This is a genomic window from Kribbella sp. NPDC043289 (assembly GCF_056436705.1).
This window is the reverse complement of sequence record NZ_JBWKCB010000003.1, coordinates 964,454-979,092: the sequence shown is the minus strand read 5'-3', so window position 1 is coordinate 979,092 and position 14,639 is coordinate 964,454. Positions and strand designations below refer to the sequence as shown.

Sequence of the window (14,639 nt, the reverse complement as noted above, 5' to 3'; positions counted from 1 at the left end):
ATCGAGTTCCGACAGGTCTCGGGCGTGGTCGCTGGGGGTCTGTTGCTCGGGGCTCGGAAGGGTCTCATGACAGAGTTTCTGCCGCCGCGGCTAGTGGCTGGGGATCGGGTGCGGCTGGTTTCGCCGGCCAGTGCCAGCTCGTGTACGCCGTCGGCGCCGGACTCCCGAGCTTCGACGGCGCGATCCTGTTCTTCGAGTCGTTCGTCGGCGGTGGCGCCGCGATGCTTGACCGGGTGTTCTTCCAGCTGATCGAGTCGGGCGCGCTGGACGGCGTACGCGGGGTGGCGATCGGACACCTGACCGCGAACCCGCAGGCGGTCCGCGACGCCGAACCACCCGGCTGGTCCGTGGTGGAGATGCTGCAGGAACGCCTCGGGGCGCTCGGCGTACCGGTGCTCGGTGGACTCCCGCTCGGCCACGATCCCGATCCGCTGACCGTTCCCCTCGGCACGCAGGCCACGCTCGACGCGACCGCCGGCGTACTGACCGTCCAGGCGGGGGTGCGCTGATGCTCGCTCCGAAGCTGCATCCTGGCGACCGCGTCCGCCTCGTCGCGCCGGGCGGACCGCCCCCTGCCGAAGCGATCGCGCAGACCGCGGCCATGCTGACCGGCTGGGGGCTCCAACCCGAGAGTGGAGACCACCTGCTCGATCGGCATGGCTATCTCGCGGGCACTGACGACGACCGCCTCGCAGACCTGAACGATGCGTTCCGCGACCCCGGTGTCCGTGCGGTGTACGCGGTGCACGGCGGCCACGGCGCGTTCCGCATCGCCGGACGACTCGACGCCGAGGCGATCGCCCGCGACCCGAAGCCGCTGATCGGCCCGACCGAGGTGAGCCCGATCCACTTCGCCCTCTGGCGCAACTGCGGCCTCACGAGCTTCCTCGGAACCATCGCCCTTCGCGACCAACTGATGGCGCCGACCGGCCTGACCGTACGTCGCGACTCGGCGGAGATCTCGTCGCAAGCGTCGACGTCAGGCCGCGCGAGTGGCGTCCTGCTCGGCGGCATGCTGGCCGAACTGGCGTCGACGGTCGGCGTCGGGCTGCCTAACCTCGACGGCTGCATCCTGTACCTCGACGACGTCCGGACCGTCGGCATCGGAACTGTCGACCGCGGTCTGACGCAGCTCCTCAAGTCCGGCGCGCTGGACGGCGTCCGCGGCGTCGCGCTCGGCCGGTTCTCCGGGTACGGCGATTACGTCGACCGGGGCTGGACCGTCGTCGACGTACTGCGGGATCGGCTCGACCAGCTCGGCGTACCGATCCTCGGCGGCCTGCCGTTGGGCGATACCTGCGCCGTACCGCAGGGGGCCGACGCCGTCCTCGACGCGCATGCGGGCACACTCGCGATCGGACCTGGCGTCCGTTGAGGAACTTGTCCGTGGGCGGTTCTAGGGTGGTGTCATGACTGTGAAGTTGGGTGCGCACGTAGACCAGGACGACCCGTTGGCCGAGGCGGCCGATCGGGGTGCTGACCTGGTGCAGTTCTTCCTGGGGAATCCGCAGGACTACAAGGCGCCCAAGCTCGCCTACGCCGACGGCGAGGAGGCACTCAAGGAACGCGCCGCCGCCGCGGGCGTCGACCTGTACGTGCACGCGCCGTACCGGTTGAACGTGGCGAACACGAACAACCGGATCCGGATCCCGAGCCGGAAGCTGCTGCAGCAGACGCTGGACAAGGCGGCCGAGATCGACGTCAAGGGCGTGATCGTGCACGGCGGGCACGTCGGCGACGAGGACGACCCGGAGGCCGGGTTCGACAACTGGCGCAAGTGCATCGAGCGCGCGGAGCTCCCGGTGCCGCTGCTGATCGAGAACACCGCCGGCGGTGAGAACGCGATGGCCCGCCAGCTGGAGCGGATCGCCCGGCTGTGGGACGCGGTGCAGGCGTCCGGCAACGACCGGCTGGAGAACGTCGGATTCTGCCTGGACACCTGCCACTTCCACGCGGCCGGTGAGGAGCTGCCGACGGTCGTCGAGCGGGTGCTGGCGATCACCGGGCGGATCGACCTGGTGCACGCCAACGGGTCACGGGACGAGTTCGGCTCGGGCGCGGACCGGCACAGCAACTTCGAGGAGGGTCATATCGACCCGGCCGACATCGTTGCGGTCGTCCAGGCGGCCGGCGCCCCGGTCGTCGTCGAGACCCCGACCGCGAACAACGGGCAGAAGGCCGACCTCGACTACCTTCGGACGCACCTCAGCTAGGCGGAACCTCAGCTAGGCCGCGCCTCGCTCTTCACGCGGTCCAGGCCGTGCATCCAGTACGTCAAGGCCCACGGGAGGAGCAGCGCCAGCGCCGACGAGTTGGTGGCCGGGACGAGCAGGCCGCAGATGACGGCGATCGCCACGACCAGCGTGCTCACCTGGAACACGTCGATGCGGCCGAGGACGGGGGTCCGCAGGGTGATCGTGGTCCGCGCGCAAGCGACGTACCCGGCGATGAGCGCGAGCAGGCAGAGGACGACCACGACTGCGCCGAGGGTGGCGAGGGCGCTGTAGCTCCGGTAGCTCTGGGCCATGCCGGAGATCAGGAAGACGCCGGCCAGGACGGTCAGCCAGGCGCAGGACCACAGGAAGCGGGCCACCGTGGCACGCTGCTTGGCTTCCGCCTCTTCCGCGAGCTCTGCCTCGGTCTTCGGCTCGGTTTTCGGCTCGGGCGTCGCTTCGGCGGCGGCGTCGTTCCCGGATTCCGCGTCAGAGCCGGTCTCGGACGTGGTCACAGGATCGGTGTCCGGGGCGGGCTCGGGGTCTGACTGCGGCATGCCTGTGACGGTAGCGCAGAATGAGGCTATGCAGCCCTGGTCGGACCGGTTCCCCGAACTGTTCACCTCCGGCTACTGGGAGTGGGGCGACCTCGACGTTCGGTACACGCTCGAGGAACCGCAGGACGAGCTGATCAGCAACGTCCACGTCGTCTGCCGGACCGCCGGCGGAATCGTTGTGTGCGCCAACGACCTCGGCTGGCGTTTCCTCCCCGGCGGGACCCGCGAACCCGGTGAGACGATCGAGCAGCTCGTCGAGCGTGAGCTGCTCGAGGAGGCCGGCGCCCGCTTGACCGGGCCGATGACCTGGCTGGGTGCGCACCGCGCCGACCACCGCCGCCCCGCGCCGTACCGTCCGCACCTGCCGCATCCGGTCTCGTACTGGGCGAACTTCGTCGCAGACGCCGTGATCGAGCAGGAGCCGACCAACCCCGAGGACGGCGAGCAGGTGACCGACGTCCTGGTGCTGCCTCCGGACGAGGCGGCGACGTACCTCGAAGGTCAGCCCGACGGGGTGATGGGCCCGATCGTCAGGCTGGCTCAGGCAATGCAGCTGGTTTAGCAGCGCGCCAAGGCAGCAGTACGGCGCTCAGCGCGCAGGCGATCCCCGCGACCCAGAGGGCGCCACGCGTCCCGACCAGCGTCGCGAGCACGCCACCGAGCGCGATGAACGCGGGCTGCACGCACCGCGAACTGATCGACCACGAACCCACGACTCGCGCCATGAACGCGTCCTCGGTCACCTCCATCCGGTACGTCGCGAACGACGGGTTGAACGCTCCGGCGCCGACCAGCAGTGCCGTCTCGGCCAGCGTCAGCAGGACGAACCCACCCCACCCGTGCGGCGCCAGCGGGAGCAGCAGTAGCCAGGGCGCCCGCAGTACGCCGAACACCAGCAGCATCCAGTGCAGCCCGTACCGCTTGGTGAGCCGCGGCGCCATCCGCGCGCCGATCACCCCACCGATGCAGGAGATACCGAGGAACACGCCGTAGCTCCACGCGGCGAGTCCGAGGTCGCGCAGCATGAAGACGGCCAGCAACGGCGAGATCATCATCGCCGGCCCACCGAACAGCTGCGAGTTCCAGAACAGGGCGCGCAAGCCCCGATGGCGCAGGATGTAGCGCCAGCCGGCGGTGAAGTCGGCGCGGCCCTCGCGCTTCACCGGCTCGGGCTCGGGCGCCTGGATCCGCCGGATGCCGAGCGCCGACCCGAGGAACGACACCGCGTCGACCGCCAGCGTGATCGTTGCACCGACCAGGCTGACCAGTGCGCCGCCGACCGCCGGACCGATACTCAGCGAGATCCAGTTGGTCTGCTCGAACCGGCTGTTGGCCTCGGCCCGTCCCTCGGCCGGCACCAGCGCCTTCAGGTGCGCGCCACTCGCCGACTGGAACGCGATCGTCCCGGCCGCCTGCAGCACCCCCGCCACGCACAGCAGTAGATAAGTCAGTACGCCGAACGCGGCCGCGATCGGCACCGAGGCCAGCGCGGCGAACCGCACAAGGTCCGCCGCGATCATCACCGGCCGCTTCCGGCGCTGCTCGATGAAGTCCCCCATCGGCAACGCGAGCGCGGCGCCGGCCACCGCGGAGATCGCGGCGAGCATCGAGACCTGCAGGGTGCTCGAGTCGAGCGCCAGGACGGCGACCAGTGGCAAGGCGCCGAGACCAACCGCCGATCCGAAGGCACTGACCGTGAACGCGAACCACAACCGACGGAAGTCTCGACCCAAAGACATCCCGCGATCGTAGAAGCCGCCGCCGACAGAATCAGCGCAGGTTCAGGCCGCCGTCGAGCAGGATCACTTCACCGGTCAGATAGGAGTTGTGGACAACTGCCGAAATCAGGTCGGCGACGTCCGCCGGCTGCGCCGCGCGACGCATCGGGCTCGTGGTTTTCCACAGGTCCTGGGCCTCGGTCCACGACTCGGTGAGCGGTGTGTCGACGAGGCCTGGGGCGATCGCATTGACTCGGACGTCGGGCCCGAGAGCGGCAGCGAGCAACTTGGTCATGTGGTTCAGCGCGGCCTTCGATGCGGCGTACGCGACTGAGCTGCCCTTTGGGCGGACGCCGGCGTGACTGGTCACGTTGACGATGCAGCCGCCCGACTCCCGCAGTACAGGCAGGGCCGCAGTACAGAGCAGCCACGGGGCGATCAGGTTGACGTCGAGCAGGCGGCGCCAGTCGGTCGCGGTCAGGCCGTCGAGGTCCGCGTGCGGGACCGGCCAGCTGATCCCTGCGTTGTTCACGAGTACGTCGAGGCGCCCGTGCGCGGCGACCACTTCGGGCACCAGCGCCTGCGCCGCCGCGTCGTCGGCGAGGTCAGCCTGGTGGTACGAACCGCCCAGCTCCGCGGCCAGCGCCTCCCCCGCGTCCCGGCTGGATCGCGAGTGCACCGCGACGGTCATCCCGTCCGCGGCGAACCGCCGTACCGTTGCCGCTCCGATGCCTGAGGCGGACCCCGTGACCAGGGCCACCTTCCGTCTCACGCGCCGTACCGCAGACCGTCGAGCAGCAGGTCCAGGAGACGGTCGGCCTGCTCCCGCCGACCGCTCGCGGCCAGGCCGACACCGCTCAGGCTTAGTAGTACGTCGTCAGCCGTCACGTCGGACCGCAGGTCACCGGACGCGGCGCCGGCGTCGAGGATCGGCTTGATCGCGCCGACCAGCAGGTCGCGACTGTGCGCGTACGGGTCGGCGCCCGAGGCGATCACGGCGCGCAGCGCGTCGGCCATGCCCAGCTTGCGGGCCATGTAGTCGATGAAGCGGTCCATCCAGGCCCGCAGTGCCTCCGCCGGCGGCAGCTCCGAGAGCAGTTCGGGCGCCGCGTCGCAGACGGACGCGAGCTCCTTGCGGTACGCCGCTTCGATCAGCGCCTCCCGCGTCGGGAAGTGCCGGTAGAGGGTGCCGATGCCGACGCCGGCGTCCTTCGCGATGCCTTCGAGGGTCGCCTCGAGGCCGCACTTCGTGAACGCCTGCGAGGCCGCGGTCAGGATCTGGCCGCGGTTGCGCTGAGCGTCCGCGCGCAGCGGTCGCTCGCTCGTGCTGCTCATGTCCCCTCCCCTCCCGGACCACCAAACCTAGCCGAACTTGAGAACCGGAGCCTCCTCCGGTTAACTGGCTTTACCGGAGGCTCCTCCGGTTAAGCCTAGCTCGCAGAACAGGACTGACGCTGATGAGCAGATTCACCACCCCCTTCGGCTACGACTCCACCGCCGCCGAGGTGATCGCCGGAGTCGACCTGAGCGGCCGGCGCGCGGTCGTCACCGGCGGCGCGTCCGGGATCGGGGTCGAGACCGTCCGCGCCCTCGCCGCGGCAGGCGCCGAGGTGACGCTGGCCGTCCGGAACACCGCCGCCGGCGAGCGCGTCGCCGGTCAGATCATCGAGAGCACCGGCAACAACCACGTCTTCGTCGCGCCGATCGAGCTCGCCGACCGCGCCTCGGTGCGCGCGTTCGCCGAGAGCTGGAGCGGCCCCCTGCACATCCTGGTCAACAACGCCGGCGTAATGGCCGAGCCGCTGAACCGCACACCCGAGGGCTGGGAGCACCAGTTCGCGACCAACCACCTCGGCCACTTCGGACTCACCCTCGGCCTGTACGACGCACTCGCGGCCGCCGGTGACGCGCGCGTCGTGTCGGTCAGCTCGAGCGCGCACCTGCGCTCGGACGTGGACCTCGACGACCCACACTTTGAGAACCGTGAGTACGAACCGTGGGCGGCGTACGGACAGTCGAAGACCGCCAACATCTTGTTCGCGATCGAAGGGGCGAAGCGCTGGGCCTCGGACGGGATCGTGGTCAACGCACTGATGCCCGGCGGGATCCGGACCGCGCTCCAGCGATATGTACCGGAGGACGTGCAACAGCAGTGGGACCAGTTCCGCTGGAAGACGGTCGAGCAGGGTGCCGCGACCTCGGTACTGCTGGCCGCCTCGCCGCTGGTCCAGGGCGTGACGGGCAAGTACTTCGAGGACAACAACGAGGCGCTGCCCAACGTCCCGGGCGAGAACACCGGAGTCGCGCCGTACGCCCTGGATCCGGAGTCGGCCACTCGGTTGTGGGACCTGTCCGCGACGCTGCTCGCACAGGTGTGATCAGACACCGGCTCAGCTACGGTTCCCGCGGCTGGGCCGGTACTGTGACCACCCGTGAGTGACTTGAGCATTCGGACCATCTCGGCCGACGAGCACGCCGCCTACATCGCGGCGCAGCCGGCGGCGAGCTTCCTGCAGACCCCTGGGTGGGCGGCGGTGAAGAGTGAATGGAAGGCGGAGTCACTCGGCTGGTACGACCCGGCGACCCCGGCCGAACTGGTCGGCGTCGGCCTGGTGCTGTACCGGCAGATGCCGAGGGTGAAGCGGTACCTCGCCTACCTGCCGGAAGGTCCGGTGATCGACTGGGATGCGATCGACCTCGGCCGCTACCTGCGTCCGCTGGCCGCGCACCTGGCCGAGCGCGGCGCGTTCGGCATCCGGATGGGTCCGCCGGTCGCCACCCGGCGCTGGACCGCGAAGACCATCAAGGACGCGATCGCCGCCGGCCAGCAGCCGAAGCTCGGCGACGTCCGGCCGGACGTGATCGAGCCGTCCGGCGCGACCGTCACCGAGCAGCTGCGCAAACTCGGCTGGAAGGCGCCCCGGCTCGCGGAGGGGTTCGCGGCCGGACAACCGCAGTACGTCTTCCAGGTTCCGCTCGGCGGCCGCAGCTCGGACGACCTGCTGAAGGGCATGAACCAGCTGTGGCGGCGGAACATCAAGAAGGCCGACAAGGCCGGCGTCGAGGTGACGCAGGGCGGGCCGGAGGACATCAAGGCCTTCCACGCCCTGTACGTCGAGACCGCCCACCGCGACCACTTCACTCCCCGGCCGCTGCCGTACTTCGAGAAGATGTACGCCGCGATGGCGAACCAGCCGGCCGATTGCTGTGACTTCCGGATCTACAACGCCCACCACGAGGGCGACCTGGTCGCGTCGACGATCTGGGTCCGGGTCGGCGGTCATTCCTGGTACTCCTACGGGGCCAGCTCGACCGCCAAACGCGACGTGCGCGGATCGAACGCGGTCCAGTGGCGCATGATGTCGGACGCACTCGCGGCGGGTGCGTCCGTGTACGACCTACGGGGCATCACCGACACCTTGGACCCGAACGACCCGCACGTCGGGTTGATCCAGTTCAAGACCGGGACCGGCGGCGAGGCCGTCGAGTACGTCGGTGAGTGGGATCTGCCGTTGAACAAGGCGCTCTACACCGCATTCGACCTCTACATGAGACGGCGTTGACACCATGCCCCTAGTCCTGCACGTCGATTCCGATCGCTGGCGTGATCACCTGCGTTCCACGTGGAACCCCGACATCGTCCCGGTCGCCAAGGGCAACGGGTACGGGTTCGGCAACCAGCGCCTGCTCGCGGAATCCCGCGCGCTCGGCGCCCGGACGGTCGCGGTCGGCACGTACTTCGAGGTTCCCGCGGATCCCCGCGAGGACATCGTGGTGCTGTCGCCGTGGCGGCCGTTCCTCGAGGTGCCGCAGAGCCGGAACGTGATCCACACGGTCAGCCGGCTGGCCGACCTGGTGTCGATCCCGGCCGGCAGCCGGGTGCTGATCGAGGTGATGACCTCGATGCGCCGGCACGGCATCGGCGCCCGCGAACTGCGGCACACGATGCTGCTGAACGCGCTCGACCGGATCCGCTTCGAGGGCTGGTCGCTGCACTTCCCGATGGGCGCGGGCGGTACGTCGGCGAACCTCCGCGAGGCGCAGCAGCTGGCGAAGGCGGCCCTCGACGTACGGAAGAGCCCGCTGTGGGTGTCGCACGTCCCGGCGCAGAAGCTCGGTGACATCGGCGACGACGTGAAGCTCCGGATGGGCACCGGGCTGTGGCTCGGTGACCGCGGCGCGCTGTCCGTCCGAGCAACCGTTCTGGACGTGCACTCGGTACGGCGCGGCGAACGCGTCGGCTACCGGCAGCGCCGGGTCAGCGGCGACGGCCACATCCTGATCGTCTCCGGCGGTACGGCGCACGGCGTCGGACTGGAGGCCCCGACGGCGGCCGCGACCGTCCGGCAGCGCGCGATCGCGATGGCGAAGGGCAGCCTGGACGCGGCCGGGATGGCGTTGTCGCCGTTCAGCATCGACGGCAAGCAGCGCTGGTTCGCCGAGCCGCCGCACATGCAGGCGAGCATGCTGTTCCTGCCGTCCTCGGTGGCCCCGCCGGCGGTCGGCGACGAGGTCACGGTCGACGTCCGGTACACGACGACGGACTTCGACAAGGTGTCGATGGATTGACTTCAGGTCCACCTGAAGTTGCAGCGTGGACCGTATGAGCTTTCTGGAGCAGATCGAGGAACGTCCCGGGGCGGCGGAGTTGCGCGCTGCGTCGTACCGGGTGCTGGGGCTGAAACGCGGTGCGAGCTGCGTCGATGTGGCGTGCGGCGCGGGGCACGCGGTGGCGGAGTTGGCCAAGAAGGGCCTGAAGGTGACCGGGGTGGACGCCGATCCCGAAGCGGTCGAGGCCGCGCGTCGGCGGGCGCCTAGTGCAATGTTTCACGTGGCACATTCCGACGACCTGCCCCTCGAGGACGAGTCGATGGACGGGTACCGCGCGCTGCGGCTCTTCCACCTGCTCGAGGACCCGGCGCCGACGATCGCCGAGGCCCATCGGGTACTCCGTCCCGGCGGACGGATCGCGGTGGGCGGACAGGACTACGGTTTCCTGTTGATCGACAGCTCCGACCAGGACCTGACGGACGTGATCTGCCTCGGCCTCGAGTCGCGCACGGTTTCGCCGCGCGCTACCCGAATGCTGCGCGACCTGCTCCTCGACGCGGGATTCCACGACGTCAAGGTCACCGTCCACACGGAGGCCGTCACCGACCACAAGCAGCTGGCGCCGCAGCTCAAATCAGCCGCCGCAGCGGCAGTCGAGAAAGCGCTGATCACCCAGGAAGACGCCGACAGTTGGCTCGCGGAGCAGTCCCGCCGCGGCCGCCGCGACCGTTTCCTGGCCGTATTACCGACGCTGCTCGTTGGAGCCCACCGCTGAACGGTGGGCTCCAACGCCAGGCTCACTGCTTGAGGTGACCCTTCCAGCGGACGGTCGGGAGGAGGGCGGCCGGGTCGACGCGGTCCTTGTTGGCCGACACGATGTCGAACATCGACTCGATCAGGGTCTCCGACAGCAGGTGCGGCTGGAGACCGAGCCCGACCAGGCCGGTGTGTTTGACGTTGTAATAGTGCTCAGCCTGCTCGACCCGCGGATTCTCCAGGTGCTCGACCTGGACCGGGCCGGGGAAGCACTCAGCGACCAGATCGGCGAGCTGCGACACCGAGTAGCTCTCGGTCATCTGGTTGAAGACCCGGAACTCACCGGCGTCCGCCGGGTTCTCCACCGCGAGCCGGATGCACTCCACGGTGTCCCGGATGTCGAGGAAGCCTCGCGTCTGACCGCCGGCGCCGTACACCGTCAGCGGCTCGCCGAGCACGGCCTGGATGCAGAACCGGTTGAGCACGGTGCCGAACACGGCGTCGTAGTCGAACCGCGTCGCCAGCCGGGCGTCCCGCACGGTCTGGTCGGTCTGCTGCCCGTACACCACGCCCTGGTTGAGGTCGGTGACGCGCATTCCCCAGATCCGGCAGCCGAACTCGAGGTTGTGCGAGTCGTGCACCTTGCTGAGGTGGTAGAACGAGCCGGGCTTCTTCGGGTAGAGCATCCGGTCCTTGCGCCCGTTGTGCTCGACCTCCAGCCAGCCTTCCTCGATGTCGATGTTCGGCGTGCCGTACTCGCCCATCGTGCCGAGCTTCACCAGGTGGATGTCCGGGTTCGTCTCGGCGATGGCGTACATCAGGTTCAGCGTGCCGACCACGTTGTTGTGCTGCGTGTACACAGCGTGTTCGCGGTCGATCATCGAGTACGGTGCGGCGCGCTGCTCGGCGAAGTGCACGATCGCGTCCGGCTGGAACTCACGCAGTACCCGGTAGACGAAGTCGGCGTCGAGCAGATCACCGGTGTACGCCGGGATCTCCTGACCGGAGACCTCCTTCCAGGCCGCCACCCGGGCATCGAGATCCTCGATCGGGACCAGGCTCTGGACGCCCAGCTCACGGTCGTAACCGCGGCGGGCCATGTTGTCGAGCACGGCCGTGTGGTGGCCGCGGTCGGAGAGGTGCAGGGCTGTCGGCCACCCTAAGTAGCCGTCACCGCCCAGGACGAGTACGCGCACGGCTCGGCCGCCTTCCGTCGGGGAAAGTCGTCACAGTCCTTCCTATCCCGAGTACCCGCTCCAGTAACGTGACCGGCCCCACCTATTCGCTGGTAATCGGCTGAGAATCTTCGGCGGACTGCCGTCCATCGGTGCGGGGGTGCAGAATAGGCCCCGATGCGTGCTCTCACCAAGGTCAAGCCCACTCGTGCCCGATTGTCGCTCTGGGCGAAGTACTCGGCGTCCTCCGTGGTCGCCACCGTGGTGAGTCAGTTGGCGTTCGCTCTCTGTTACTGGTTCGGTACGGCGGCCCTCGTCGCGACCCTGGTCGCCTGGCTGGCCGGCGCGGTCCCGAACTACGTCCTGAACCGCCGGTGGACCTGGGGCCGGAGCGGTCAGAAGCTGCCGTACACGCTGATCGTGATCGGTTCGGCCGTGACCGCCGCGCTCGTCACCTCGCTGACCGACCACTTGGTGCGGGGCCTCGACTCCCACGTCTGGAAGACACTCTGGGTGACCGGCTCGTACTTCGCGACCTATGCGCTGCTGTTCATCGTGAAGTTCGTACTGTTCGATCGGCTGGTTTTCGCCAAGCCCGAGACCGCTTCTTCCGAGCCCGGCCCAGCGCGTACTCCCGTAGCCACGTAGTCGTCATCACCCGCCCGTAGTTGGCGCCGTACACGACGCCCGGGCCCTTCTTGCTGCTCCCGTCACCGCGGCGGCGCATCGTCATCGGCAGCTCGACGACGCGTGCGCCGAGCGCCAGCGCACCGAGCAGCAGCTCCGACGACTGGTACTGCGGTTCACGCAGCGTGACCGCGGTCGCCAGCTCGGCCCGCATCGCGCGGAACCCGAACGACGTGTCGGTGAGCTTCCGCCGGGTCAGGACCGACGCGAGGACCGCGAACACCCGGACGCCGACCCAGCGCAGCCGGCTGTCCGCGTCCTCGGCCCCGAGCCGCCGCGACCCGGTGACGAAGTCGGCCCGGTCGAGCAGGATCGGCTCCATCAGCGTCTCGAGCTCGTCGTTGTCGTACTGCCCGTCCGCGTCGGTCGTGGCGACGTACTCCGCTCCGCCCGCGGCCGCCAGGTGGTACCCGAGCCGGAGCGCCGCACCCTGACCACGGTTGCTCGGAGCAACGCAGACGTAGGCACCGTGTTCGCGCGCGATCTCAGCGGTGTTGTCGGTGGCGCCGTCGACCACGACCAGGACATCGACCGGCAGGCCGGCGCACGTCCGAGGCATGTTGGTCAGCACCGGACCGATCCCGCCGGCCTCGTTGTACGCCGCGATGACGACGACCACCGGCGCGAACTCGTGCTCGCCGAAGTCCTTCGCCGCTTCGGAATCCACGGCATCCGGGTAGTCCGCCATCGCAGGCCGGGCCTGGTCCTTGCCGAGGATCGCGCGGAGACCGATCGCACCTGCGAGTGGGAAGAAGACCAGTCCCGGCAGTTGGTAGCGCCAGGAGAACTCAAACGCTGCTGAGCCGAGCAGAAGGAGCACGCCGGCCGCTGCGGGGAACAGTGCAGCCGAGCGGAGACGTGACTGCTTTGCGCGCCCCAGCCCAGCGACTGCGGCCAGTGCGATCAGCACACACAGACCGAGGAACGTGCCAGACGTGTAGCCGCCGTGTAGCTGGTAGCCGCGCAGGATGACCGCAGGTCCGTGGGAGACCTGCGGCTCGGACCCTCCCCATTTGACTGCCGCTTTCGCGGTGTTGGGGTCCTTGAGGTTCGGATAGGTCAGTTGGAACTGCCAACGACCCAGCGGTACGTCGTCGGGTGAGCTGGTGCGTGTCGGGGCGAAACCCTTCGCGAAGTCCTTCAGAGCAGCCCATGTCACGTCGAGCGGCTGGTGCGTGATGACGAGATGCGCGAACTCGGTGGCCAGCTGACGCTTCGTCGTACCGGGTGGCAGCGGGCCTGGCCAGTTCGGGTCGCCGTAGTGGTTGTGGGCGTAGTTGTCGACGCCGAGGCGCTGGCCGAGCGGCTCCTTCGGGCAGAACAGTCTGGTGCCCTCGTTGAGCGGGAGGGTCTCGCAGTTCGCGACCGTTGCGGTCCGGCCGTACAGGATCTGGTTCTCGGCACCCGTGAAACCCCAGCGACCCGTGTCAGCGCGGTAGTAGCCGGCGTACGCCACGAAGACGACAGCGAAGCCCGCCACGGCGGCAGCGGTACGGCGTACCACGTCCATGCGGCGCTTGCGCCAGGCGTTGCCGACGACAACGAGATAGAGGACCACCGGGATCAGGAGCACCAGGCCGATCGCGCGGACCGCGAACGCGGCGCCGACGAGCAGACCGACGAAGGCCGCGCGACGCCAGCCCGGCACGCCCTTGGCGAGCAGCAGCCAGAGGATCGCCACCAGGATCACGTCGAACGTGGTCTCGGCCATGATGTTCTGCTCGATCTGCACCTGGTAGGCGTCGAGCAGGATCGGCGCGGCGGCGACCGCGGCCAGCCAGCGGTAGACGGTGAGTCTGCGGGCCAGTGCGTAGATCACGACGCCGAGCAGGAGTCCGACGACGTGCTGGACGATGACGACGAAGGTGAGGCCGCCGATCCAGACCAGTGGGCCGAGCACGAAGTCGTACCCGATCGGGTTCAGCTGATCGGGGCTCAGCTTGCCCATGTTCGTCAGGTACTGGATGGAGTCGGTGTAGACGATCGCCGGGCGGTACGCGACGGTTGCGAGGACTCGCAGAAAGATGCCCGCCACCAGGAAGATGGCGAGCAACCAGTGCTTCCTCAGTGTTGCTTTGAGTCTCACTGCTGTTGGAAGTACTGCCACGTCCGCGCCAGGCCGTCCTCCAACGAGACCGCCGGCTGGTAGCCGAGATCGTTGGTGATGTCCACGACCACCGCCGGCATCTCACCGGCCGGTGCTTCGACGTGCTCGGCCGGCACCGGACAGTCCGTCACCTTGCGAACCGTCTCGATCATCTCGAGCACACTGATCGAGCGGCCGGACCCGATGATCGCGCGACCGTCGTACCGGGTGTCGAGCGCGAGCAAGATCCCGCTCACCACGTCGTCGATGAAGACCAGGTCGCGCCGCTGTTCGCCGTCGCCGTACACCCGGACGCCGGTCCCGCTCAGCGCGGCCCGCATCATCCGCGGTACGAAGCTGTCCTTGTGCGACATGCCCGGCCCGTACACGTTCGTGAACCGCAGCGCGGCAGTCGCGAGGCCGTAGCTTCCCGAGTACGCCGAGAGCAGCATCTCGCACGCCGCCTTCGTCGCGCCGTACGGCGTCAACGGGCGCAGCGGCAGGTCCGCGGTGATGGTCGACGTACCCACATCACCCACGACCGCGTTGGTCGAGGCGAGCACGAACCGGTCCACGCCGCTTCCGCGCGACAACTCCAGCAGCACCTGAGTGATCGTCACGTTCTGCGCGAACGTCTGCATCGGCGCATCCACCGACCGCAGTACCGACGTCAACGCCGCGAGGTGCACCACGCTGGTCGGCCGCGTCTCGAACGCCGCCACACAGGTCTCCTGCTCCGCAAGATCCCCCGTCACCACGTGCACCCCGTCGTCCCACGAAGAATCCGGCGGCTCCCGATCCACCGCAGTCACCGCCACCCCCCGCCCCCGCAAGGCAGCCACCACACCCCGCCCAATAAACCCCGAGGCCCCAGTGACCAACACACGCTCGTCCAT

At 69.0% G+C, this 14,639-nt stretch carries 16 protein-coding genes; 9 read left to right on the top strand and 7 right to left on the bottom strand.

What is annotated here, in order from left to right; all coding sequences use genetic code 11:
- Nucleotides 1–140 precede the first annotated feature (140 nt).
- Genes AC0662_RS23045 through AC0662_RS23035 form a run of 3 tightly spaced genes read left to right on the top strand, consistent with a single transcriptional unit; the run spans nt 141 to nt 2,213 of the window.
- On the top strand, nt 141–509 hold the full coding sequence (locus AC0662_RS23045; RefSeq protein WP_478303092.1) for a hypothetical protein: 369 nt from the start codon (nt 141–143) through the stop codon (nt 507–509).
- Nucleotides 509–1,375 (top strand): S66 peptidase family protein, encoded by an 867-nt coding sequence (locus AC0662_RS23040; protein WP_478303089.1) that lies wholly within the window; start codon nt 509–511, stop codon nt 1,373–1,375. The genes AC0662_RS23045 and AC0662_RS23040 overlap by 1 nt, the downstream gene beginning before the upstream one ends.
- A 34-nt stretch (nt 1,376–1,409) precedes the next feature.
- Entirely contained in the window at nt 1,410–2,213 is an 804-nt protein-coding gene (locus AC0662_RS23035; protein ID WP_452196262.1) for a deoxyribonuclease IV, read from the top strand.
- An 8-nt stretch (nt 2,214–2,221) separates the two neighbouring features.
- Here AC0662_RS23035 and AC0662_RS23030 read toward each other — a convergent pair whose 3' ends face one another.
- Nucleotides 2,222–2,770: a hypothetical protein gene (locus tag AC0662_RS23030; RefSeq protein WP_478303087.1), complete on the bottom strand. Its 549-nt coding sequence runs from the start codon at nt 2,768–2,770 to the stop codon at nt 2,222–2,224.
- Between the two features lie 28 nt (nt 2,771–2,798).
- Here AC0662_RS23030 and AC0662_RS23025 point away from each other — a divergent pair, with 28 nt between their 5' ends.
- On the top strand, nt 2,799–3,332 hold the full coding sequence (locus AC0662_RS23025; RefSeq protein ID WP_478303085.1) for an NUDIX domain-containing protein: 534 nt from the start codon (nt 2,799–2,801) through the stop codon (nt 3,330–3,332).
- Here the strand turns inward: AC0662_RS23025 and AC0662_RS23020 are convergent.
- From AC0662_RS23020 to AC0662_RS23010, 3 genes are read right to left on the bottom strand one after another with little or no spacing between them, the layout of a single operon-like run.
- Entirely contained in the window at nt 3,301–4,509 is a 1,209-nt protein-coding gene (locus AC0662_RS23020) for an MFS transporter (RefSeq protein ID WP_478303082.1), read from the bottom strand. The two genes, AC0662_RS23025 and AC0662_RS23020, sit on opposite strands and share 32 nt — an antisense overlap.
- A gap of 31 nt (nt 4,510–4,540) precedes the next feature.
- Nucleotides 4,541–5,260 (bottom strand): SDR family NAD(P)-dependent oxidoreductase, encoded by a 720-nt coding sequence (locus AC0662_RS23015; protein ID WP_478303080.1) that lies wholly within the window; start codon nt 5,258–5,260, stop codon nt 4,541–4,543.
- A complete protein-coding gene (locus tag AC0662_RS23010) occupies nt 5,257–5,823 on the bottom strand; it encodes a TetR/AcrR family transcriptional regulator (protein ID WP_452196267.1) in 567 nt (188 codons plus the stop codon). The genes AC0662_RS23015 and AC0662_RS23010 overlap by 4 nt, the downstream gene beginning before the upstream one ends.
- 122 nt (nt 5,824–5,945) lie before the next feature.
- On the opposite strand from AC0662_RS23010, the gene AC0662_RS23005 reads away from it, so the two are divergent.
- From AC0662_RS23005 to AC0662_RS22990, 4 genes are read left to right on the top strand one after another with little or no spacing between them, the layout of a single operon-like run.
- Nucleotides 5,946–6,866, top strand: a complete 921-nt coding sequence (locus tag AC0662_RS23005) for an SDR family NAD(P)-dependent oxidoreductase (protein ID WP_478303078.1) — start codon at nt 5,946–5,948, stop codon at nt 6,864–6,866.
- Between the two features lie 54 nt (nt 6,867–6,920).
- On the top strand, nt 6,921–8,051 hold the full coding sequence (locus AC0662_RS23000; protein ID WP_478303076.1) for a lipid II:glycine glycyltransferase FemX: 1,131 nt from the start codon (nt 6,921–6,923) through the stop codon (nt 8,049–8,051).
- Between the two features lie 4 nt (nt 8,052–8,055).
- Nucleotides 8,056–9,057 (top strand): alanine racemase, encoded by a 1,002-nt coding sequence (locus tag AC0662_RS22995; RefSeq protein WP_452196270.1) that lies wholly within the window; start codon nt 8,056–8,058, stop codon nt 9,055–9,057.
- Between the two features lie 34 nt (nt 9,058–9,091).
- The gene (locus AC0662_RS22990) at nt 9,092–9,814 is read left to right on the top strand and encodes a methyltransferase domain-containing protein (RefSeq protein ID WP_452196271.1); all 723 of its coding nucleotides are present in this window, start codon (nt 9,092–9,094) and stop codon (nt 9,812–9,814) included.
- A gap of 22 nt (nt 9,815–9,836) precedes the next feature.
- Here AC0662_RS22990 and AC0662_RS22985 read toward each other — a convergent pair whose 3' ends face one another.
- Complete coding sequence (locus tag AC0662_RS22985) at nt 9,837–10,991, bottom strand: NAD-dependent epimerase/dehydratase family protein (RefSeq protein ID WP_452196272.1); 1,155 nt, start codon at nt 10,989–10,991, stop codon at nt 9,837–9,839.
- A 156-nt stretch (nt 10,992–11,147) separates the two neighbouring features.
- Between AC0662_RS22985 and AC0662_RS22980 the strand changes: the two genes are divergently transcribed.
- Nucleotides 11,148–11,618: a GtrA family protein gene (locus AC0662_RS22980; RefSeq protein ID WP_452196273.1), complete on the top strand. Its 471-nt coding sequence runs from the start codon at nt 11,148–11,150 to the stop codon at nt 11,616–11,618.
- On the opposite strand, the gene AC0662_RS22975 is transcribed toward AC0662_RS22980, so the two are convergent.
- Together AC0662_RS22975 and AC0662_RS22970 are read right to left on the bottom strand one after the other, a co-directional pair.
- Complete coding sequence (locus AC0662_RS22975; protein WP_478303072.1) at nt 11,521–13,710, bottom strand: glycosyltransferase; 2,190 nt, start codon at nt 13,708–13,710, stop codon at nt 11,521–11,523. The two genes, AC0662_RS22980 and AC0662_RS22975, sit on opposite strands and share 98 nt — an antisense overlap.
- A 29-nt stretch (nt 13,711–13,739) precedes the next feature.
- Complete coding sequence (locus AC0662_RS22970) at nt 13,740–14,639, bottom strand: NAD-dependent epimerase/dehydratase family protein (RefSeq protein WP_478303070.1); 900 nt, start codon at nt 14,637–14,639, stop codon at nt 13,740–13,742.